At 66.2% G+C, this 20,468-nt stretch carries 19 protein-coding genes; 7 read left to right on the top strand and 12 right to left on the bottom strand.

Translation table 11 applies throughout. The annotated features are described in order from the left end of the window. The first annotated feature begins 197 nt into the window (after positions 1-197). The 4 genes from clpS (at position 198) to KIP89_RS05845 (ending at position 4,286) form a co-directional block, all read left to right on the top strand. Positions 198-533 (top strand): ATP-dependent Clp protease adapter ClpS, encoded by a 336-nt coding sequence (gene clpS, locus KIP89_RS05860; protein WP_369807058.1) that lies wholly within the window; start codon positions 198-200, stop codon positions 531-533. A 31-nt stretch (positions 534-564) separates the two neighbouring features. After that, a complete protein-coding gene (gene clpA / locus KIP89_RS05855; protein WP_213754446.1) occupies positions 565-3,024 on the top strand; it encodes an ATP-dependent Clp protease ATP-binding subunit ClpA in 2,460 nt (819 codons plus the stop codon). 171 nt (positions 3,025-3,195) lie between these two features. After that, complete coding sequence (locus KIP89_RS05850; RefSeq protein WP_250152213.1) at positions 3,196-3,939, top strand: AzlC family ABC transporter permease; 744 nt, start codon at positions 3,196-3,198, stop codon at positions 3,937-3,939. After that, positions 3,936-4,286, top strand: a complete 351-nt coding sequence (locus KIP89_RS05845; RefSeq protein WP_213754445.1) for an AzlD domain-containing protein — start codon at positions 3,936-3,938, stop codon at positions 4,284-4,286. Before KIP89_RS05850 ends, KIP89_RS05845 begins: the two co-directional genes overlap by 4 nt. A gap of 5 nt (positions 4,287-4,291) precedes the next feature. Here the strand turns inward: KIP89_RS05845 and KIP89_RS05840 are convergent, their stop codons facing one another. The 4 genes from KIP89_RS05840 to KIP89_RS05825 form a co-directional block, all read right to left on the bottom strand. Further along, positions 4,292-4,714 (bottom strand): HIT family protein, encoded by a 423-nt coding sequence (locus tag KIP89_RS05840; RefSeq protein WP_213754444.1) that lies wholly within the window; start codon positions 4,712-4,714, stop codon positions 4,292-4,294. Between the two features lie 48 nt (positions 4,715-4,762). Then, on the bottom strand, positions 4,763-6,058 hold the full coding sequence (locus tag KIP89_RS05835; protein WP_213754443.1) for a GNAT family N-acetyltransferase: 1,296 nt from the start codon (positions 6,056-6,058) through the stop codon (positions 4,763-4,765). A gap of 120 nt (positions 6,059-6,178) precedes the next feature. Further along, a complete protein-coding gene (locus tag KIP89_RS05830; RefSeq protein ID WP_213754442.1) occupies positions 6,179-6,943 on the bottom strand; it encodes a glycerophosphodiester phosphodiesterase family protein in 765 nt (254 codons plus the stop codon). Between the two features lie 5 nt (positions 6,944-6,948). Beyond that, complete coding sequence (locus KIP89_RS05825; RefSeq protein ID WP_213754441.1) at positions 6,949-7,410, bottom strand: RidA family protein; 462 nt, start codon at positions 7,408-7,410, stop codon at positions 6,949-6,951. A gap of 147 nt (positions 7,411-7,557) precedes the next feature. Between KIP89_RS05825 and KIP89_RS05820 the strand changes: the two genes are divergently transcribed. Then, on the top strand, positions 7,558-8,385 hold the full coding sequence (locus KIP89_RS05820; RefSeq protein ID WP_213754440.1) for a cell envelope integrity EipB family protein: 828 nt from the start codon (positions 7,558-7,560) through the stop codon (positions 8,383-8,385). Here KIP89_RS05820 and KIP89_RS05815 read toward each other — a convergent pair. Beyond that, on the bottom strand, positions 8,342-9,694 hold the full coding sequence (locus KIP89_RS05815) for a DNA polymerase IV (RefSeq protein ID WP_213754439.1): 1,353 nt from the start codon (positions 9,692-9,694) through the stop codon (positions 8,342-8,344). The two genes, KIP89_RS05820 and KIP89_RS05815, sit on opposite strands and share 44 nt — an antisense overlap. Positions 9,695-9,710: 16 nt before the next feature. Next, positions 9,711-10,013 carry a DUF3572 domain-containing protein gene (locus KIP89_RS05810; protein WP_213754438.1) on the bottom strand — a complete coding sequence of 101 codons (303 nt, stop codon included), beginning with the start codon at positions 10,011-10,013 and terminating at the stop codon, positions 9,711-9,713. Positions 10,014-10,131: 118 nt separating this feature from the next. Between KIP89_RS05810 and KIP89_RS05805 the strand changes: the two genes are divergently transcribed. Beyond that, complete coding sequence (locus KIP89_RS05805) at positions 10,132-10,503, top strand: response regulator (RefSeq protein WP_213754437.1); 372 nt, start codon at positions 10,132-10,134, stop codon at positions 10,501-10,503. Between the two features lie 290 nt (positions 10,504-10,793). Here the strand turns inward: KIP89_RS05805 and rpmG are convergent, their stop codons facing one another. From rpmG to rnr, 5 genes are all read right to left on the bottom strand, one after another. Beyond that, a complete protein-coding gene (rpmG, locus tag KIP89_RS05800; protein WP_018390658.1) occupies positions 10,794-10,961 on the bottom strand; it encodes a 50S ribosomal protein L33 in 168 nt (55 codons plus the stop codon). Positions 10,962-11,081: 120 nt separating this feature from the next. Next, a complete protein-coding gene (locus KIP89_RS05795) occupies positions 11,082-12,239 on the bottom strand; it encodes an MFS transporter (protein WP_213754436.1) in 1,158 nt (385 codons plus the stop codon). Between the two features lie 134 nt (positions 12,240-12,373). Next, entirely contained in the window at positions 12,374-13,114 is a 741-nt protein-coding gene (locus KIP89_RS05790; RefSeq protein ID WP_213754435.1) for an NUDIX hydrolase, read from the bottom strand. 43 nt (positions 13,115-13,157) lie between these two features. Beyond that, positions 13,158-13,625: a DUF983 domain-containing protein gene (locus tag KIP89_RS05785; protein WP_213754434.1), complete on the bottom strand. Its 468-nt coding sequence runs from the start codon at positions 13,623-13,625 to the stop codon at positions 13,158-13,160. 18 nt (positions 13,626-13,643) lie between these two features. Further along, positions 13,644-15,965: a ribonuclease R gene (gene rnr, locus KIP89_RS05780; RefSeq protein ID WP_213754433.1), complete on the bottom strand. Its 2,322-nt coding sequence runs from the start codon at positions 15,963-15,965 to the stop codon at positions 13,644-13,646. 167 nt (positions 15,966-16,132) lie between these two features. On the opposite strand from rnr, the gene KIP89_RS05775 reads away from it, so the two are divergent. Further along, entirely contained in the window at positions 16,133-17,611 is a 1,479-nt protein-coding gene (locus KIP89_RS05775; RefSeq protein WP_213754432.1) for an MDR family MFS transporter, read from the top strand. 60 nt (positions 17,612-17,671) lie between these two features. On the opposite strand, the gene topA is transcribed toward KIP89_RS05775, so the two are convergent. After that, positions 17,672-20,365, bottom strand: a complete 2,694-nt coding sequence (gene topA / locus KIP89_RS05770; protein WP_213754431.1) for a type I DNA topoisomerase — start codon at positions 20,363-20,365, stop codon at positions 17,672-17,674. Between the last annotated feature and the right edge of the window lie 103 nt (positions 20,366-20,468).

The raw sequence follows: 20,468 nt of genomic DNA, 5'->3' as shown, positions 1-20,468 counted from the left end.
TCATGATGACGCAGGCGAAGATACCGCCACACAAGCTTCCCAGGCTCCATTGTCACCGGATTGCGACAGAGAGAACCAGTCGGGGCTCTGGCGCGAGGGGGAGCGGCTACCTATTATGTCTGAAGCAAGCCCCGGTATGTTGCCGGGAAGGTCCAGCCTGAATGTCAGAACCTGAAACCGAAACGCTGCCCTTTATCATGATGGCCGACGACGAGCGTCGTCGGCGCGGTGACAACCCGCCGGGAACGGCGGTCATTACCCGTACGAAGCCGCAGGTGAAGCGGCCGAGCCTCTACCGGGTGCTCCTGCTCAATGACGACTACACGCCAATGGAGTTCGTCGTTCATGTGCTGGAGCACTTCTTCACCAAGAACCGGGAGGAAGCCACCCAGATCATGCTGCACGTTCATCAGCATGGCGTGGGCGAGTGCGGCGTCTACACCTATGAAGTGGCCGAGACAAAGGTCACCCAGGTGATGGACTTCGCCCGAAAGCATCAGCATCCTTTGCAGTGCGTCATGGAGAAGAAGTGACGCCCCGCGACGGCTAAACGAAGAGGTCCCGATGCCCACCTTCTCCCGCAGCCTCGAGCAGTCGCTTCACCGGGCCCTCGCGCTCGCCAACGAACGCCATCACGAGTACGCCACGCTGGAGCACCTGCTTCTGTCGCTTGTCGACGATCAGGATTCGGCTGCCGTCATGCGGGCGTGCAATGTCGATCTCGAAAAGCTCCGTCGCAACCTCGTCGAATATATCGACACCGAACTCGACAATCTCGTGCAGGACGCGGGCGAGGATTCCAAGCCCACGGCCGGTTTCCAGCGCGTGATCCAGCGCGCGGTGATCCATGTCCAGTCCTCCGGCCGCGAGGAAGTGACCGGCGCCAACGTGCTGGTCGCGATTTTCGCCGAACGTGAGAGCCATGCGGCTTATTTCCTGCAAGAGCAGGACATGACTCGCTATGATGCGGTCAACTACATCAGTCACGGCATCGCCAAGCGCGCCGGCATGTCGGAAAGCCGTCCTGTCCGAGGCGCCGAGGAGGAGACGGAGACGAAGACCGGGGAGGACACCAAGAAGAAGGCCGATGCGCTCGACGCCTATTGCGTGAACCTCAACAAAAAGGCGCGCGAAGGCAAGATCGACCCGCTCATCGGTCGTGACGCGGAAATCCACCGCACCATCCAGGTGCTGTGCCGCCGGTCCAAGAACAACCCTCTCTTCGTCGGCGATCCCGGCGTGGGCAAGACTGCCATCGCCGAGGGTCTGGCACGGCGCATCGTCAATGGCGAAGTGCCGGACGTGCTGAAGAAGGCCACCGTCTTCTCGCTCGACATGGGCGCGCTGCTGGCGGGTACTCGTTACCGCGGCGATTTCGAGGAGCGCCTCAAGCAGGTGGTCAAGGAAATCGAGGCCTATCCCGACGCCATCATGTTCATCGACGAGATCCATACGGTGATTGGTGCCGGGGCGACCTCGGGCGGGGCGATGGATGCCTCCAATCTGCTCAAGCCAGCCCTCGCGGCCGGCACGTTGCGCTGCGTCGGCTCGACCACCTACAAGGAATACCGCCAGTATTTCGAGAAGGACCGCGCCCTTGTGCGTCGGTTCCAGAAGATCGACGTGCCGGAGCCGACCGTTCCCGATGCGATCGAGATCCTGAAGGGGCTGAAGCCCTATTTCGAGGACTATCACCGGCTGCGCTACACCAACGAAGCCATCAAGGCGGCGGTTGAGCTTTCCGCGCGCTACATTCACGACCGCAAGCTGCCGGACAAGGCGATCGATATCATCGACGAGTCCGGCGCGGCCCAGATGCTGGTGCCCGAGAACCGCCGCAAGAAGACCATTGGCGTGAAGGAGATCGAGGCGACCATTGCCACGATCGCCCGTATCCCGCCGAAGACGGTCTCTAAGAGCGACACGGAGGTTCTGGCCGGTCTGGAGACCACGCTGAAGCGCGTCGTCTACGGGCAGGACAAGGCCATCGAGGCTCTGGCGTCCGCCATCAAGCTCGCCCGCGCCGGCCTGCGCGAGCCGGAGAAGCCGATCGGCTCCTACCTGTTCTCGGGCCCGACCGGCGTCGGCAAGACGGAAGTCGCCAAGCAACTCGCGTCCAGCCTCGGCGTCGAGCTGCTGCGCTTCGACATGTCCGAATATATGGAGCGGCACACCATCTCGCGGCTGATCGGCGCCCCTCCGGGCTATGTCGGCTTCGACCAGGGTGGCTTGCTCACCGATGGCATCGACCAGCACCCGCATTGCGTGCTGCTGCTCGACGAGATCGAGAAGGCGCATCCCGACCTGTTCAACATCCTTCTGCAGGTGATGGACCACGGGAAGCTGACCGACCACAACGGCAAGCAGGTCGATTTCCGCAACGTCATTCTGATCATGACGACGAATGCCGGTGCGGCGGATCTGTCCAAGTCGGCCTTCGGCTTCACCCGCTCTAAGCGGGAAGGGGACGATGTGGAGGCGATCAACCGCCTCTTCGCGCCGGAGTTCCGCAACCGCCTGGATGCGATCATTCCCTTCGCCCACCTCACCAACGAGGTCATCTCGCTGGTGGTGGAGAAGTTCGTGCTCCAGCTCGAAGCCCAGCTCGCCGACCGCAACGTCACCATCGAGCTGTCGGACGACGCGACCGCCTGGCTGGTGGAGCGCGGCTACGACCAGCAGATGGGCGCCCGTCCGATGGGCCGGGTGATCCAGGAGCACATCAAGAAGGCGCTGGCCGACGAGGTGCTGTTCGGCAAGCTGCGTTCCGGCGGGCATGTTCGCGTCGTGCTGAAGACCGACGAGGACGGCGGTACGGAACTCGCCTTTGAGTTCCCGGAAGGGCCGATTACGCCCAAGCCGGAGAAGATCGAGCCGGTCAAGGCCAAGCGCGCGCCGCGCCGCAAGGCCACGGCCAAGACGGCCGACAAGCCGGCGGCCAAGACGGCCAAGCCGACGGGTGAGGGCGGTCGCCCCCGTCCGGGCGGCTCCAAGGTGCCGAAGCTGCCGCTGGTCAAGGTCTGATCCTCCTTCGCCTCACGATCAAACCCCGCCGGTTCAGCCGGCGGGGTTTTTCGTTACGCTGGCCTGCCATGGCGAGTAGCGGGCCAGACATCCCGGCCCGAACAATCCCACCAAGGTGGCGCTTGACCGCCGCGGTGGCGCGGCCGATGTACGGGCACCCGCGTGAGCCCCATGAATCCAGTGCCTGACATTCCCCCTTCCGAGACGATTTCCGCCACCCGCTGGTTCCTGCGGGGCATGGCCGGGGCGCTGGCCGTGCCGGGCTTCGTGCTGGTGGCGACCTTTGTCGGCTTTGGCGGGTTGCTGCATGATGTCGGCTTTCCCATCGGCGCGGGGCTGCTGTCCACCGTGCTGGTCTGGGCGCTGCCGGCCCAGGTGATCCTCGTCGGCGGCATCGGTGCTGGCGCCCCGCTACCGGCCGTCGCTCTGGCCGTGTGCCTCTCGGGGGTGCGTCTTCTGCCGATGGTGGTTTCGCTGATGCCGCTGATGCGCGGGCCGCGCCCACGCCTGTTCCATGAGATTCTCTGCGCCCATTTCGTCGCCGTGACCATGTGGGTCGAGGCGCTGCGCCTGCTGCCGAAGGTTCCGCCGGTCGGCCGACCGGCCTACACGATCGGCCTCGGCACCGGCCTGACCGTGATGAGCACCGGTGGCACGGCCTTCGGCTACTATCTCACCAATGCGCTGCCGGGCCCGCTCGCGGTGGCGCTGCTGCTGCTCACCCCGATCTCCTTCACCATCCTGCTGGTGCGCAACGCCAAGGCACCCGTCGACTGGCTGGCGATCGGCCTGGGTGCGGCGATCTCGCCGCTGGCGGTCAATTCGCCGGGAGGGCTGGATTTGTTCTGGGCGGGGGTAGGGGGCGGTACGCTCGCCTTCCTGATCGCCCGCTATGGATTTCGGCGCGCGACATGAGCTTCATCGGCACGGAACTCGGGGCGGCCTTGGTGGTGATCCTGGTCGGCTTCCTGCCGAACGAGATATGGCGCCTGCTCGGCGTCCTGTTCGGGCGGCGGATCGACGAGAACGGCCTGTGGATGCAGTGGGTGCGTGCGGTGGCGACGGCGCTGCTCGCCGCCGTCGTCGCCCGGCTGCTGCTGGTGCCGAACGGGGCGCTCATCGCCTTGCCCCTCTGGCTGCGGATCGCAGCGGTTGCCGCGGGCATTGGCGGCTTTGTCGGCTTTCGCCGTTCCGTCCTCGCCGGCGTCCTCACCGCCGAGGCAGTGCTCATCGCCGGCGCCTGGTGGCTCAGCGTTGGCTGAAGCGATCAGCCCTCAAGTGCCGCCTTCAGCTTGGCGGCATTCGCGGCCAAGACCTCTGGGGTCTCCATCTTCGATTGCGGCGGCAGCAGCTCGACGCCCTCGAAGCGCGGGATCACATGCACATGCAGGTGGAACACGACCTGCCCGCCAGCGGTCTCGTTGAACTGCTGGACGGTGATTCCATCCGCTCCGAACGCCGCCATCTGCGCCACGGCGATCTTCTTGGCGACGCCGATGACATGAGCGAGGTCGTCCGGCTCGATGTCGAGGATGTTGCGGGCCGGCGCCTTGGGGATCACCAGCGTGTGGCCGGTGGAGCGGGGCATGATGTCGAGAAAGGCGAAAGCCTTCTCATCCTCATAGACGCGGTGCGCGGGAAGCTCGCCACGCAGAATTTTCGCGAAGATGTTGCCGGGATCGTAGGTCATGCAATCCTCCCCTGTTGCCGGACCTGATCGCAAGCGCCGCGCCAGCGGTCAAGGCTCGTCCGGTACCGTGCCGGAGAGATCGTGCCGGAACGGCCCGGCCTGCGCGAGCTCGGTGCCGAGTTCGGCGACATAGCGCCGCTCGCTTGCCAGATAATTGGCCACGGCGGCACGGAAGCCAGGGTCGGCAATGTAGTGGGCGGAGCGGGTGGTGACCGGGAGATAGCCGCGCGCCAGCTTGTGCTCGCCCTGTGCGCCCGCCTCCACCGTCTTCAGCCCGCGCTGGATCGCGAAGTCGATCGCCTGATGGTAGCAGACCTCGAAATGCAGGAAGGGGTGGTGCTCGATCGCTCCCCAATGCCGGCCATACAGCGTGTCCGAGCCGATGAAGTTGATCGCGCCAGCGATCCAGCGCCCGGCCCGCTTGGCCATCACCAGCAGCACATCATCCGCCATGCGCTCGCTGATCAGCGAATAGAAGGCGCGGGTGAGGTAGGGGCGCCCCCATTTGCGTGAGCCGGTCTCCAGGTAGAAGCCATAGAAGGCGTCCCAGGCCTCCTCGGTGAGGTCGCGCCCGGTGAGCCAGTGGATGGAGATCCCCGCCTCCAGAGCCTCGCGGCGCTCGCGCCGGATCGCCTTGCGTTTGCGCGAGGCAAGGTCTTCGAGAAACGCCTCATAGTCGCCATAGCCGCGATTGTGCCAGTGGAACTGCTGGTCGGTGCGGGGCAGGAAACCCTCGGCTCCGAGGGCGTCGGCATCCTCTGGCGTGAGGAAGGTGGCGTGGACCGAGGAGACGCGCCGCATCTGCGCGAGCGTCACGAGCCCTCCTGCCAGCGCGCCGCGCACGGCTTGCGTCGGCGCGCCCGGCGCGGCCATCAGCCGGGGACCGGCGGCCGGGGTGAACGGGACCGAGACCTGAAGCTTGGGATAATAGCGACCGCCCGCCCGCTGCAGCGCCTCCGCCCAGCCATGATCGAAGACATATTCTCCCTGGGAGTGGGACTTCAGATAGGCCGGACAGACACCGATCACCGCCCCCTCATCGTCCTGAAGGACGAGGTGCTGCGGCAACCAGCCTGTCTCCGCGCAGGCCGAACCGGACTGCTCCAGCGCCGCCAGAAATTCATGGCAGACGAAGGGGTTGAACGGCGCAGCTTCAGGTGGGCTGTCCGGCCGTTTATGTGCCGGATTAATTTGAGATTGGTCTTCAATATCACGACAAATCAATGAGTTATTGTGGTTTGCTGACGTTCGGCGTGAGCTCGAATCGGCGCAGCGGTTCCACGCTGGAGCGGGAATCGCACCGATATCGCTCTCGACCCGCAGGGTGAAAGTGTCGTCAGGCATGAAGGCTGGATGGCTCGCGAGTCATGAACCGACACACTGTGCGCGCCTTCGCCGGTCGGCGAAAGCCCGCTCACGCGAATGAGATGCGGGGCCGCGCGACAGGCGTGATGCTCCGGCCCGTCAGGGGCGGAAACCCTCGAAGATCATCTGGTCGGCATGAAGGGCGGCGATCGCCCGGTCTTCAAGGGTGCGCACCGTCCAGGTCAGGACCGCGAGGCCGCTTTCCCGGCGCGCCCGCGTCACCGGCTCGGAGGGAAGTTCCTTGACATAGTGGGCGAGGAAGTCGGGCTGCATAAGCGCGAAGGGCTCCAGATGGCCCCAGGCGCTCTTGGTCTGCGCCGAGAGGAAATCCCATTCCGGGTCGTCGTAGCTGTGCTCCATGGTGAAGCCACGCGGGATATGGGGCGCCAGGTCTCGCGCCGCCGCGACGAGGTCAGGATCGAAGGACATCAGCGCCACGGGCCCGGCATAGCCGGCCAGAACCTCCACCGCGCGCCGGGCCACGGCAAGATTGCCGTCGTACTGGCTTTTCAGTTCGATGACGAGCGTGCTGCGGCCGGCGACGCGGGCGAGCAGGTCGCCCAGCGTCATGGTGCGGTCCGTGGTGCCGCGCAGTTCCATCGCCCTGAACGCTTCGGTGGTGAGCGCATGGGCGGGGCCGCTGGCGAAGGTCAGGCGTTCCAGCGTGTCGTCATGGAACACCATCGCCTCGCCATCGGCCGAGAGCTGGATGTCGACCTCGATGGCGTAGTTTCCCGCCAGCGCAGCATCCACCGCCGAGGGCGTGTTCTCGATGATGCCGTGCGCCGTGTCATGCAGCGCGCGATGGGCGATCGGCCGGGCGGTGAGCCAGGCGGGCGCGTTGGGCGTGATCGCGCGCGACATGACAATCAGGCGAACTCGATGACCGCGTCGATCTCGACGCTGACATTGAGAGGCAGCGCCGAGACGCCCACCGCCGAGCGCGCATGGCGGCCCACATCGCCGAACACCTCGACGAAGAGATCGGAGGCGCCGTTCACGACCTTGGGCTGGTCGGTGAAATCGGGAGTCGAATTGACGAAGGCGACCAGCTTCACGACGCGCGTCACCCGGTCCAGATCGCCGAGGGCGGCCTTGATCTGGGACATCAGGTTGATGGCGCACTGGCGCGCGGCGGCACGCCCGGCCTCCAGGTCCGCCTCGCCGGCGAGCTTGCCGCTCAGGAACACGCCGTCTTTCACCGACACCTGGCCGGAAATCCAGAGCTGGTTGCCGCTGATGACGCTCGGTACATAATTGGCGACCGGCGCTGCGGCGACGGGAAGGGTGATGCCGAGGGCCGCGAGCTTGGCCTCAACCTGACCGGACATGGCTGTCTCCGTGCTATTATGCGGCGAGGTGGCCCGTGGCTTCCCACTTTCGCCCTTGTTCTCGCCTTGAGTTCGGGGTGCGATGTTTGTCCGATCGATCTGCCGCGCGCAAGCGCATGTGCGGCACGCCAGAGGAATCTCGTCTTTATGTCAGCGACCTTCATGGCCCGTGCCCTGATCGCCTCCGCCCTTGCCGTTCCGCTGCTGGCCACCGCGGCCTCGGCACAGCCTGTGCAATTGTCCCCGCACCGCGCGACCTATGCTCTCTCGCTCGACGGCGGTACGCCGGCCAAGCGCGTCAATTCCGCCAAGGGCGAGATCGTCTATGAGCTGCGCGGCAATGCCTGTGCGGGCTATTCGGTTCAACTGCGCCAGAGCACGGATATCGAGACCGATGGCGGCCGGCTGAACAGCTCCATTTCCACGGCGAGCTGGGAAGACCCGGAGGGCAACGCTTATCGCTTCCGGGTCGTCAACACGGTGAATGACGAGACGCCGGAGGAAGCCGACGGTGTGGCCGAGCGGCGTGACGGCCAGCTCGTGGTGAAAGCCACCAAGCCGGAGGAGGAAACGATCCGTCTGGCCAAGGGGGTGCTGCTTCCCACCCAGCATGTGGTGAAGGTGCTCACCGCCGCCGGGCAAGGGGAGAGCATCGTCGAGGCGCCGGTCTATGACGGCTCGCCCGACGCCAAGAAGGTGTTCGATACGCTGTCGGTCATCGGCAAGGGCACGAACAATCCCGAGGGTCTCGAGGAGGCCGCGACCAAGGCCGATCTTGCCGGGCGGATGCGGTATCCCGTGGTTATCAGCTATTACGAGCGGGGTACGGACGGGCAGACGCCGGACTACACGATCAGCTTCGATCTGTTCGACAATGGTGTCAGCCGTGCGCTGAAACTCGATTACGGCGATTTCGCCCTGCGCGGCACGCTCATTTCCTACGAGGCCCTGCCGCAGGAGAATTGCGCGAAGTAGCCTCGTCCGGCGTGTTACGGTGGGGTTGCGGCGTGCCGGCGCGCCGGGGCGTATCGAGCGCGATGCCGCGCTCGATGACACCCTTGCCGAAGCGGGTACGCAGATCGTCCGCCGCGAGTTCGGCCAGGCCCTTCTTGGTGGACTGGGTGTCCACGAGGTCGGCCGGGTCGGCGAGTGAGGGATCGGCCAGTTCCGAGACGCCAACCCCGATCAGGCGAAAGCGGCGGCCATCCACTTCCTTCGCCAGCAATTCGCGTGCGTGGGCGAAGATGCGGTGCGCCAGCCGCGTCGGGTCTTCCAGCGAGCGGGCGCGGGTGATGAGCCGGAAATCGGCGCCTTTCAGCTTGAGCGTCACGGTCCGCCCGGCAAGTCCGGCGGCCTTCAATCGATCGGAGAGCTTGCGGGAGAGGGCATAGAGCTCCTGTTCAAGCGCCCGGAAATCGCTGATGTCGACATCGAAGGTGGTTTCCGTCGAGACGCTCTTGGTCTCGCGCTCCGGATTCACCTTGCGCTCGTCAATGCCATGGGCGAGGCGGGCGAGGCGCAGCCCCTCGGCACCGAAGCGGCGGGCGAGGGTTGCCGAATCCGCCGCCTGGAGATCGGCAATGAGCCGGTATCCCTCGCGCGCGAGCCGTTCCTGCGTGGCGGCGCCGACACCCCAGATGGTGCCGACGCTGCGCGGAGCGAGGAAGGCGGTGGCCTCGACGGTGCCAATCACCGCGAATCCGCGCGGCTTGTCCAAGTCTGAGGCGATCTTGGCGAGAAACTTGTTCGGGGCGAGCCCGATGGAGATGGTAACGCGGATCTCCGCCTCAATGGCGCGGGCAAGACGTGCCAGCGCCCGCGCGGGGCTCTCGCCATGCAGGCGCTCGGTGCCGGTGAGATCAAGGAAGGCCTCGTCGATGGACAGCGGTTCCACCAGCGGCGTGAGGCGCAGCATCCGTTCGCGGATATCACGTCCGGCGGCGACGTATTTCGCCATGTTCGGCTTCACCACCACCGCTTCCGGGCAAAGGGCGAGCGCCTTGAACATCGGCATGGCCGAGCGCACGCCCTTGACCCGCGCGAGATAGCAGGCGGTGGAGACCACGCCGCGCTTGCCGCCGCCGATTATGACCGGAACGTCCCTCAGGCCGGGGTCGTCGCGCTTTTCAACAGCGGCGTAGAAGGCGTCGCAGTCGATATGGGCGATGGTCAGCCGGTCGAGTTCGGCATGGCAGGCGAGGCGGGGACTGCCGCAATGCGGGCAGCGCGAGGCTCCTTGCGCGTCGCGCAGGCAGTCGCGGCAAAAGGCCGGTTCTCCCGCCATGACGTTCCTCGTGCCCTCAATCCTCGCCGAGATCGGCATGGGCGAGAATCTCGCGCGCGGCCACCACATGGCCGGGCTCGATGCCGGCGCCCTCGGCATAGGCGATCAGCATATCCTGCCGGTTGATGAGGTAGTCGAGCAGCGCGACGTGAAAGGCGTTCGAGCCCGCGACCCCGCGTAGGTCCACCGGGGAGAGGCCGCTCTCGGCGAGGAACGGGCCGATCCGCTCGGGGTCGCCGGCAAGATAGCCGAGGGCGCCGAGGCTGACTTCACGCGCCGCGGTCTGGCTCGACAAAGGCTTGGAATTTCGCGTCCGCATTTGGGGTTCCGTAAGGAATGGAGTCTTAAGCTCACCCACAAGAGATGGGCCTAACGCTTGCTGGATCTGGCCCGCGTGTGGACCATCGACGAAGTTCAGGACCACGGACCGAAGCCAGATGCCCAAGACCGTTCTGATCGTTGAAGATAATGAGCTCAATATGAAGCTCTTCAACGATCTTCTCGAAGCCCATGGCTATATCACGGTCGGCACGCGTCATGGCGGCGAAGCGATGGGGCTGGCCCGCAAGCACCGCCCCGACCTGATCCTGATGGACATCCAGCTCCCGGAAATGTCCGGCATCGATGTCACACGGGCGCTGAAGGCCGACCCCGAGCTCAGGGCAATTCCGGTGATCGCCGTTACCGCCTTCGCCATGAAGGGCGACGAGGAGCGCATTCGCGAAGGCGGGTGCGAGGCTTATCTCTCGAAGCCGATCTCGGTCAGCAAATTCCTCGAAACCGTCCGGCATTTCCTGCCCGAATCGTGAGCGGGGCAGCCTGAGCGCCGAATCGTGCGCCGCCGTGCCGGGGCCGATTGCTTTCGCCCGCGATTGGGATAGCCTTCGGGCGGTATCGCATCCCTGCGGAGTGCTCGGGTCCGCCGCATCTCCTGGGCCCGTGGGGTCAGGTCGGCGGGCGGTGGTTTCGGATGGCCTCTCCGTTCCGCCACCCGCCGACCATCTCCATCGTAGGTGGGGCCGTCAGCGGCAGGGCCACAAACAAAAAAGGCGCCTTGCGGCGCCTTTGTCGTTTCAAGCGATGGCCCGAAGGCCGGGTATCACTTGATCTTGCCTTCGCGGAACTCGACGTGCTTGCGCGCAACCGGATCGTACTTCTTGACGACCAGCTTGTCGGTCATGGTGCGCGAGTTCTTCTTGGTGACGTAGAAGAAGCCGGTGTCGGCGCTCGACACGAGCTTGATCTTGATGGTCGTTGCCTTGGCCATTGACCGGGTCTCCTGGAGCGTGGCCGTGACCACGTCGATAAAATCGGGTTCGCGCGGCAGCGATGCCGCTCGTTGGGCGTCCGTATCGGGGATCGGCGCGCGAATGTCAAGAAACCAAGCTCAGCGGTCGCGCCAAATCTGCCCGGCCACCACCACCGAATAGAGGATAAGGAAGGCGGCAATGGTCCAGGCGAAGCCGTGCGGGTCCATCGCCTGCATTCCCGCCCCGACCGCGGTCGGGCCAACGGTGAGGCCGAGCGAGTAGAGCATCACGAAGGCGGCATTGGCCGTGGCCAGCATCGCCCCGTCGAATCGGGCGCCGAGCAAAGCGAGGCCGACCGTGTAGAGACCGCAGACGATTCCCGTGGTGAGGAACACCGTCGCCCACATCGCCCACCCATCCACCGCCAGCGAGGGAATGAGCAGGGCGCCGCCGAGGCCAAGCGTGCTGCAGATGAGCAGCATCTTGCGCCGGTCGAACCGATCGCTCAGCAGTCCGAGCGGAAGCTGCAGGAAGACGTTGCCGAGTTCGGCAATGGTCAGCAGCAGGGCGGCCTCACCGTCATCCAGGCCTCGTCTCAGCCCGTACAGCGGCAGGAAATTGATGAGGCCGGTCTCGACGGCACCAAAGATGAAGGCCGCCAACGTGGCCGCCGGTGCAATCCGCATCAGGCTCAGCACGCCGCGCGAGCCCTCCTTCTCGATCGCCGGTGCGCTGGAGGCGCCGATCATCACCGGTACCGCCGCGAGGGCGAAGCAGGCCGCGCCCGCGAGATAGGGCAGCCAGCCGGTGGTGCCAACCAAGGTAAGAATGGCCGGCCCACCGGCGAAGCCGCAGGACAGCACGGTCCCGTAAATGCCGATCACCAGCCCCCGCCGGTCAGGCGGTGCGGCGGCATTGATCCAGAACTCGCTGATGATGAAAAGCACGGAGAGCGCCGCGCCGAACATGAAGCGCAACGGGAACCAGAGCAGGAAGGAACTCGTCAGCTTGAAGCCGATCAAGGAGAGCGCCGCTGTCAGAATGGCCGCCATGAGCAGAGGTCCGGCACCGACGCGGCGGACCAGATTCGTCAGGAACGGCGCCACCGCAAGCGTGGCGAGTCCGCCGACCGCCGTGTTGATGCCGATCCAGGTGCTCGATATGCCGCGCGAGTCGAGTTCGAAGGCAAGCAGCGGGATCGAGAGGGCAAGGCCGAAGCCAACGGCGGAAATGGCACCAATGGCGGCGGCGATGGACGCGACATTGACCGGGCGGGCCGCGACGGGGGCATGCATGGAAGGCACCTGAGAGCTGGGAGGTCGGCACCTCCAGCTGACGGCTCTAACCCATGGGCGGCGAAAGTCGAATGACTTTTGGCGATGCCCTCATGCCGTGCGGTTGTGAATCGGGCTCCAGCGGTACGGTAATCTCAGGCAATGGCCTCGCGGTACATGCGTCCGGCCCGCGCGAAGTAGAAAGGAACCGGCAGCCAGGGCTTGTTGCCGGAGCCGAGGCGGATCTCGATCTCTTCGATAATGGCCAGGGTGATGTTGGGAACATCGGACCTCTTCGCTTCGGCGAGGGTGAGCCAGGCGATCTCGACCAGTTCGGAGTCCGGGCCGACCACGCCTTCCGTGCGATCCACGATGGCTTGCGCGTCGGCCATGAAGAAGCGGGTGTCGAAGCGGCGCGGCAGACCGGGCGGCGTGACCGCGCGGGCCACGAAGGTCACATCCTCAAGGTTGGGGAAGACACCCGCGGCACCGAAGGCTTCCCATCCCTGCGGCGACTTCTCCGGCCCGCCGGCCTCGCGCGTGCCGAGCAGAAGGCCGGTTTCCTCATAGGTCTCGCGAATGGCCGCGAGTGCGAGCGCCCGTGCCCGCCCGGCGCTGGGGCGCGCGACACGTTCCATGAGCCGGCGTTCGCTCTCGGCGGCCAGCATGCCGAAAACCGGCATGTGCCGGTCCCGTGGGTCGAGCCGCCCACCCGGAAAGACGAACTTGCCGGGCATGAAGCGCAGCGATGGATTGCGCCGGCCGAGCAGCAGGCGCGGGGTTCGCCCGGAGCGATCCACGAGGATCAACGTCGCGGCGTCGAGGGGGCGGATGGCAGGATGCGGCGGGGAAGGGCGGGTCAGCGCGAAACGCTCGGTGACGTCGGCGGCGGTCATTGCGGCTCCGGCTTGGAACGGGTGCGCCTGAAGCGGCGCAGTCTCAGGGCTTCAATCCAGCGGAGCCCGGCGTCAGCGGCGCGGCTGGCTGCCGGCTTGGCGGCACGGGATCACGCTCGCTGTCGTTGGGGTCGAAGCCATGCATGCGGATCGCCCATTGGTAGCCGATCAGGGCGCCCTTCACCGGCGGCAGCAGCACCAGTGAAAGAATGAGCGTCATCGGCAGCCAGATGATCAGGTGGATCCACAGCTCCGGGTGCAGGGCCATTTCCACCGCGAGCAGCAGGGGCACGACGATATGGCCGACAAGGGTGATGACCATGTAGGGCGGAGCGTCGTCCGCGCGATGATGCCAGAGCTCCTCGCCGCAGGACGGGCAATGCTCGTTCACCTTGAGGTAGGAGCCGAACAGCTTGCCTTCCCCGCAGGCGGGGCAGCGCAGGCGGAACCCGTTGATCATGGCCTTGCCCACGGGTCGCGGGGCAGCGGGGCGCGGGGATTTCTGTGTCATCTCATGTGCCTCCCGGCACTAGCGGCGCTTGCCACCGCGCGCGGCGCGGGGCGGGCGGTCATCGGGTCTCTGGAAGCGGGTGCGCCCCCCGCGCGGCCCACGCCTGTGGCCGTCGAACCGGCTTCCATCCGATAGTAGCTCGAAACGCAGCGCGCCAGCTACCGGTGCGGCCTCGACCAGCTTCACTTCGACGCGGTCGCCCAGCCGGTGCATCTCGCCGGTCTGGTCGCCGATGAGGGCGTGATGGGCCTCGTCGTAGCGGTAATAATCGTGCCCGAGCGTGACGGCCGGGATGAAACCATCGGCGCCGGTGTCGTCCAGCGCGACGAACAGTCCCGCCTTGGTCACGCCGGAGATGCGGCCCTTGAAGCTCGCGCCGATCTGCGCGGCCATATGATGGGCGATCAGCCGGTCGATCGTCTCGCGCTCGGCTGCCATGGCACGCCGCTCGCTGGCCGAGATACGGGCGGCAATCTCCGCCAGTTCCTCGGGCGTCGTGCTCTCCGGCAGCCCGTCGCGGCCGAAGCCTAGGGCACGGATCAGGCCGCGATGCACGATCAGGTCGGCGTAGCGGCGGATCGGCGAGGTGAAATGGGCGTAGCGGCGCAGATGCAGGCCGAAATGCCCGTAATTCTCCTGCGCATACTCCGCCTGAGCCTGGCTGCGCAGGATCACCTGATTGATCAGCGGCGCGTATTCCGTCTCATGGAACCGGGCGAGAATCTCGTTGAACTGGGCGGGCCGGACGGTCTCCGTCTTCGGCATCTTGACGTCCAGGGTCTGCAGGAACTCGCGCAGGCTCGACATCTTCTCCAGCGAAGGCTGGTCGTGGACGCGGTAGACCAGCGGGATGCGTTTTTCCTCAAGCGTCTCCGCCGCCGCGACATTGGCGAGGATCATGAACTCCTCGATCAGCTTGTGGGCGTCGAGGCGCTCGGGAACGATCACCCGGTCGACCGTGCCGTCGGGCTTCAGCAGGATCTTGCGCTCGGGCAGGTCGAGGTCGAGCGGTGAGCGGGCATCGCGCGCCTTCTTCACCAGCGCGTAGCCGTCCCAGAGCGGGCGCAGCACGTCGTCGAGGATGGGACTCGTCACCTCGTCGGGGCGACCATCGATGGCGGCCTGCGCCTGCGCATAGGCGAGTTTCGCCGCCGAGCGCATCATGATGCGGTGGAAGCTGTGATGCTTCTTGCGGCCATTGGCGCCGATGATCATGCGCACGGCGAGCGCCGGCCGGTCCTCATGGGGACGCAGCGAGCACAGGTCGTTGGAGATGCGCTCGGGCAGCATCGGGACGACCCGGTCCGGGAAATACACCGAATTGCCGCGCACGACGGCTTCCCGGTCGAGCGCCGAGCCCGGGCGGACATAGGCGGCGACATCGGCAATGGCCACGGTGACGACGAAGCCGCCGGGATTCTCCGGGTCGGTGTCTGGCGTTGCATGGACCGCGTCGTCATGGTCCTTGGCATCTGGCGGATCGATGGTGACCAGCGGCAGGTCACGCCAGTCCTCGTGCCCCGCCAGTGAGGCGGGCTTTACGGCTTCGGCCTCCGCCAGCGTCTCGCGGCGGAACACGCTGGGAATGCCATGGGCGTGGATGGCGATCAGGCTGATCGCCTTCTCCGTGGCGATCGAGCCCAGCCGCTCCTTCACCTTGGCGGTCGGCAGGCCATAGGCATGGTGGCGAACGATTTCCACCGAGACGAGATCGCCTTCCTCCGCGCCATTGGCGAAATCGGTGGGGATGGCGAGCTCGCGGCCCATGTTCCGCTTGTCGATCGGGATCAGGCGGCCACCGCCCTGCGCGTCGCGGCGGAACAGGCCGAGCACGAGCGAGCGCGACTTCTCCAATATCTTCAGGACGTGGCCGGTATGGCCCACGCGGCCATCCACCTCGGGGATTTCCTCGGTCTTGAGCAGAACCCGGTCGCCCACTGTCGGCGCAGGGCCCGCCAGTCGTCCCCGGCGCGCGAGTTGCACGAGGATGCGCGGCGGCTCGCCATGCTCCTCCTCGTCCCAGTCGATCGGTACGGCGATCAACTCGCCGTCTTCGTCCCGCTCGATCACTTCGGACATCACCACGGCGGGCAGGGCGCCCGGCAGATGCAGCTTGCGCCGCTTGCGACCGATCAGTCCTTCCTCGGCCAGCTCGCGCAGCATCGCCTTCAGCACGATGCGATCACTGCCATCAAGCCCGAAGGCGCGGGAAATCTCGCGCTTGCCGACATCCCCGCCTTGGGTTGCGATGAAGGCGATCAGATCCTCACGGCTCGGCAACCCCTTGGGCTGACGGGGAGGGGCGGTCTTGCGGGCTTTCGGTCGGACAGGCTTTCGCACGATTCACAATTTCCTGGCTGGGCTTCTGACGCTAGCGGCATCGCGCCCGCCCGTCGACCAACGATCCCGCTGTCGGCGGCTTTCATAGGCGTCCCCCTTGCATTTAGGGTCTCACGCGACAATTGTCCCGGGCCCCGGGGGCAGGGCACGCATTTTGAGAGACTGACATGGATGCCCGTTCGTCGGACGCCGAAGCGGCGCCGCTGGACCACGCCGATATACGGACGATCATCATCGGCGTGATGCTGGCGATGTTCCTGAGCGCGCTGGACCAGACCATCATCGCGACCGCGTTGCCGACCATTGGCGCGCATTTCGGCGATCTGGAAAATCTCTCCTGGATCGTGACAGCCTATCTGCTCACCGGCACGGCGGTGACACCTCTGGTGGGCAAGCTGGCGGACATACACGGACCGCGGCCTGTGCTGCGGGTGGCGATCGCATTGTTCCTGGTGGGCTCGGTCGCCTGCGCTCTCGCGCCGAGCATGCTCTGGCTGATTGCCGGGCGGGCCGTGCAGGGGCTTGGCGGCGGCGGTCTCATCGCGCTGGCACAAACCATTGTCGCGCTGATGATCGCTCCACGCGAGCGGGGGCGCTACCAGGGCTATTTTGCCGCCGTCTTCATAACTTCAAGCATCGCCGGACCCGTTCTGGGCGGCTTCTTTGCCGAGCATCTGCACTGGTCGTTGATTTTCTGGATCAACCTGCCGATCGGGCTTGTGGCGGCGGCCATGAGCGACCGGGCCCTGCGCCGGCTTCCCGCGCACCACCATCCCCACCGGCTGGATCTGCTCGGTGCGCTGCTGATGTGCGCCGCGACCGTGGCCCTGCTGCTTGCCCTGAGCTGGGGCGGCGCCCGCTTTGCTTGGTTGTCCTTGCCGGTGCTGGGCCTGGTGGGGGTCTCGGTGCTGCTATGGCTCGCCTTCGTGGCGCGGGTGGCCACCGCCGCCGAGCCACTGCTGCCGATCAGCATCATGGCCAACAAGGTGGTTCGCGCCGGCGTTCCGGCTGCGGCCTTCGCCATGGGAACGCTGGTCGGGCTGTCGATCGTCCTGCCCCTGTATCTCGAAGGGGTGATGCGTCTCACCGCCAGCGAATCGGGGCTCGCGCTGATCCCTCTGATGTCGGGCGTGGTGATTGGCGCGACCGGCGCGGGACGGATCATGGGGCGCGTGCGGCACTACAAGCGGGTCGCCCTGGCTGGCTTGCTGATGGCGATTGGGGCGCTTCTGGTCATTGCCGCCGAGCCCCTTCAGGTGCCCCTGTGGGGGCTAGCGTCGTGCTTCGCCCTTGCCGGCATCGGGCTTGGTACCGTGCTGCCGATCTCCACCGTCGCCGTCCAGAACGCCGTGGCGATGCCGCAGATCGGCGTGGCGACGGGGCTCATCAACTTCTTCCGGTCGCTGGGTGCGGCGGTGCTGACGGCCGGCTTCGGCGCCATCGTCGTTGGCCTGTCCGGTATGGAGGGCGGGCGGGTCATGGAGCATCTGATGCTCGCCGGTGCCGATCCGCTGCCGCTCGCTCATGCCTTCCGGTGGGTGTTCGTGGCGGCGGCGCTCGCGCTTACCCTGTCACTCATCGCCATGCTGGCGATGGAGGAGCGCCCGCTGCGCTCCGGCCAACCCACGGCCGCGCTGCCCGAATAGGATCTGCACGGAAGGCTATCTAGTGAGGGGAAACCGACGCCGGGGCGCCGGTTTCCAGATTCACTCAGCCTTGGCCGCGCGCTTGGCGGGGGCTTTTTTCGCCGCCGCCTTCTTGGCCGGGGCCTTCTTCGCGGGAGCCTTCGTCGTCGTGGCCTTGTCCGTGGCGGTCTTGGCTGCGGTCTTGGCTTTGGCCGGGGCCTTGGGCTTTGCGGTGCCGCGGTTGGCCTTGGCGGGCGACGCCGCAGCCTTTGCTTCGATCAGCTTCACCGCCTCGTCCAGTGTCACGGCGGCGGAGTCCATGTCCTTGGGAAGCGTGGCGTTGATCTTGCCATGGTTCACATAGGCCCCGAACTTGCCCGGCCGCACGCTGATCATGCCGCCCAGCGTCGGATGCTCGCCAAGCTCGCGCCCGCCCGCAGCGCCCCGACCTCGGCCGGGGCCTTTGTTCTGCTTGTCGGCGATCAGGGCGACCGCGCGGTTGAGCCCGACCGACAGCACGTCGTCGTCGGCTTCCAGATTGGCGTAGGTCTTGCCGTGCTGCACATAGGGGCCAAACCGGCCGATGCTGGCGAGGATGGGCTCGCCCGTCTCGGGATGGTGGCCGACCTCGCGCGGCAGCGACAGCAGCGCCAGCGCCTTGTCGAGGTCGACATCGGCGGGCGCGAGCCCCTTGGGCAGGCTCGATCGCTTCGGCTTCTCGCCATCCTTGGCTTCGCCAAGCTGGAGATAGGCGCCGAAGCGGCCATCACGCAGCGAGACTTCCAGCCCAGTGACCGGATCCGTCCCGATGACGCGGTTGCCGCTTGCCTCGGTGCCGTTCTCGTCGGCCGACTGCACGGCGAGGGGGCGCGTATAGCGGCATTCGGGATAGTTCGAGCAGCCGATGAAGGCGCCGAACTTGCCGACCTTCAGCGACAGCCGGCCGGTACCGCAGGTCGGGCACAGGCGCGCGTCAGTGCCATCTTCCTTTGGCGGGAAGATGTGGGCGGTCAGCATCCCGTCGAGGGCGGAGATGACCTCCGAGACGCGCAGATCCTTCGTTTCGCCCACCGCGGCGGTGAAGTCGCGCCAGAAGTCCCGCAGCACGTCCTTCCATTCAAGCTCGCCGGCGGAGATGCGGTCGAGCTTCTCTTCCAGATCCGCCGTGAAGTCGTATTCGACATAGCGGTCGAAGAAGCTCTCAAGGAAGGCGGTGACGAGACGTCCCTTGTCCTCCGGCACCAGCCGGCGCTTGTCGAGCCGCACATATTCGCGGTCGCGCAGCACGGCGAGGACGGAGGCATAGGTCGAGGGGCGGCCGATGCCGAGTTCTTCCATCCGCTTGACCAGAGAGGCTTCCGAGAAGCGCGGCGGCGGTTCGGTGAAGTGCTGGTCCGCCTTGATGCCCTTATTGGCGAGCGCCTCGCCCGACGCCATGGCGGGAAGCCGGCGATTCTCCTCGTCCTCCTCCTCGTCGTCGCGTCCCTCGCGATAGAGAGTGAGGAAGCCGTCGAACTTGATGACGGTGCCGGTGGCGCGAAGGTCCAGAGCCCGGCCGCCGGCGGTGGCGGCGATGTCGACGGTGGTGCGCTCCAGCTCGGCGGATTCCATCTGGCTCGCCACGGTGCGCAGCCAGATCAGCTCGTAGAGCTTGGCCTGTTCGGGCTCAAGATGGCGGGCGACATCCTTGGGACGGCGCGAGACGTCCGTCGGGCGGATCGCCTCATGGGCTTCCTGGGCGTTCTTGGCCTTGGTGGTGTATTTGCGCGGCGCCGAGGGGACATAGCGGTCGCCATACTCGCGGCCGATCACCGAGCGGGCGTCTGCCACGGCCTCCGGCGCCATGTCGACGCCGTCGGTTCGCATATAGGTGATGAGGCCGACCGTTTCGCCGCCAATATCCACGCCTTCATAGAGCCGCTGGGCGAGGCGCATGGTGGAGGCTGGCGCCAGGCCGAGCTTGCGGCTCGCCTCCTGCTGCAGCGTCGAGGTGGTGAAGGGCGGATGGGGATGCCGCCGCCCGGGCTTTGCCTCGACCGAGGTCACGCGGTAATCGGCGCCCTCAAGGGCCGAGCGGAAGGCCGCTGCCTCCTCACCGGTGCCGACATCAAGGCGGGTGATCTTCTGGCCATCGGCCCCGACGAGCCGGGCTTCGAACACATCATTGCGCGGGGTCGCCAGCTGGGCGGCGATCGACCAATATTCACGCCGGACGAAGGTCTCGATCTCGCGCTCACGGTCGCAGACAAGGCGAAGCGCGACCGACTGGACACGGCCCGCCGAGCGGGCGCCGGGGAGCTTGCGCCACAGCACGGGAGACAGGGTAAAGCCGACCAGATAGTCGAGCGCGCGGCGGGCCAGATAGGCGTCGACCAGCGCGCCGTCGATCTGGCGCGGATGCTTCATCGCTTCCAGCACCGCCTGCTTGGTGATGGCGTTGAACACCACACGCGAGATCGGCTGGCCCTTCAGTGCCCGCTTCTCCTTCAGCACTTCAAGCACATGCCAGGAGATCGCCTCGCCCTCGCGATCCGGATCGGTGGCGAGGATCAGGCCATCGGCTTCCTTCACCGCCCGGGCGATGTCAGACAGCCGCTTTTGCGATTTCGGATCAACGTCCCACAGCATATGGAAGTCATGTTCGGGATCGACCGAGCCATCCTTGGCCGGCAAATCGCGCACATGGCCATACGAGGCGAAAACCTCGTAGCCGGGTCCCAGATATTTATTGATCGTCTTGGCCTTCGCAGGCGATTCGACGATTACGACCTGCATCAGCCCGCCACGTCCGTTGGTAGTCTAGCCCAAAAGCGGCCCGGAAAATGGGGTAGCCGCCGGGGCGTGTCAAATGCCCCCGGCCTCCTTGCCGCACCAGCTG

It is taken from the genome of Ancylobacter radicis, assembly GCF_018449475.1.
Lineage (GTDB): Bacteria > Pseudomonadota > Alphaproteobacteria > Rhizobiales > Xanthobacteraceae > Ancylobacter > Ancylobacter radicis.
The sequence above is the reverse complement of the archived record's forward strand: the minus strand, read 5'-3'. Positions and strand labels throughout refer to the sequence as shown.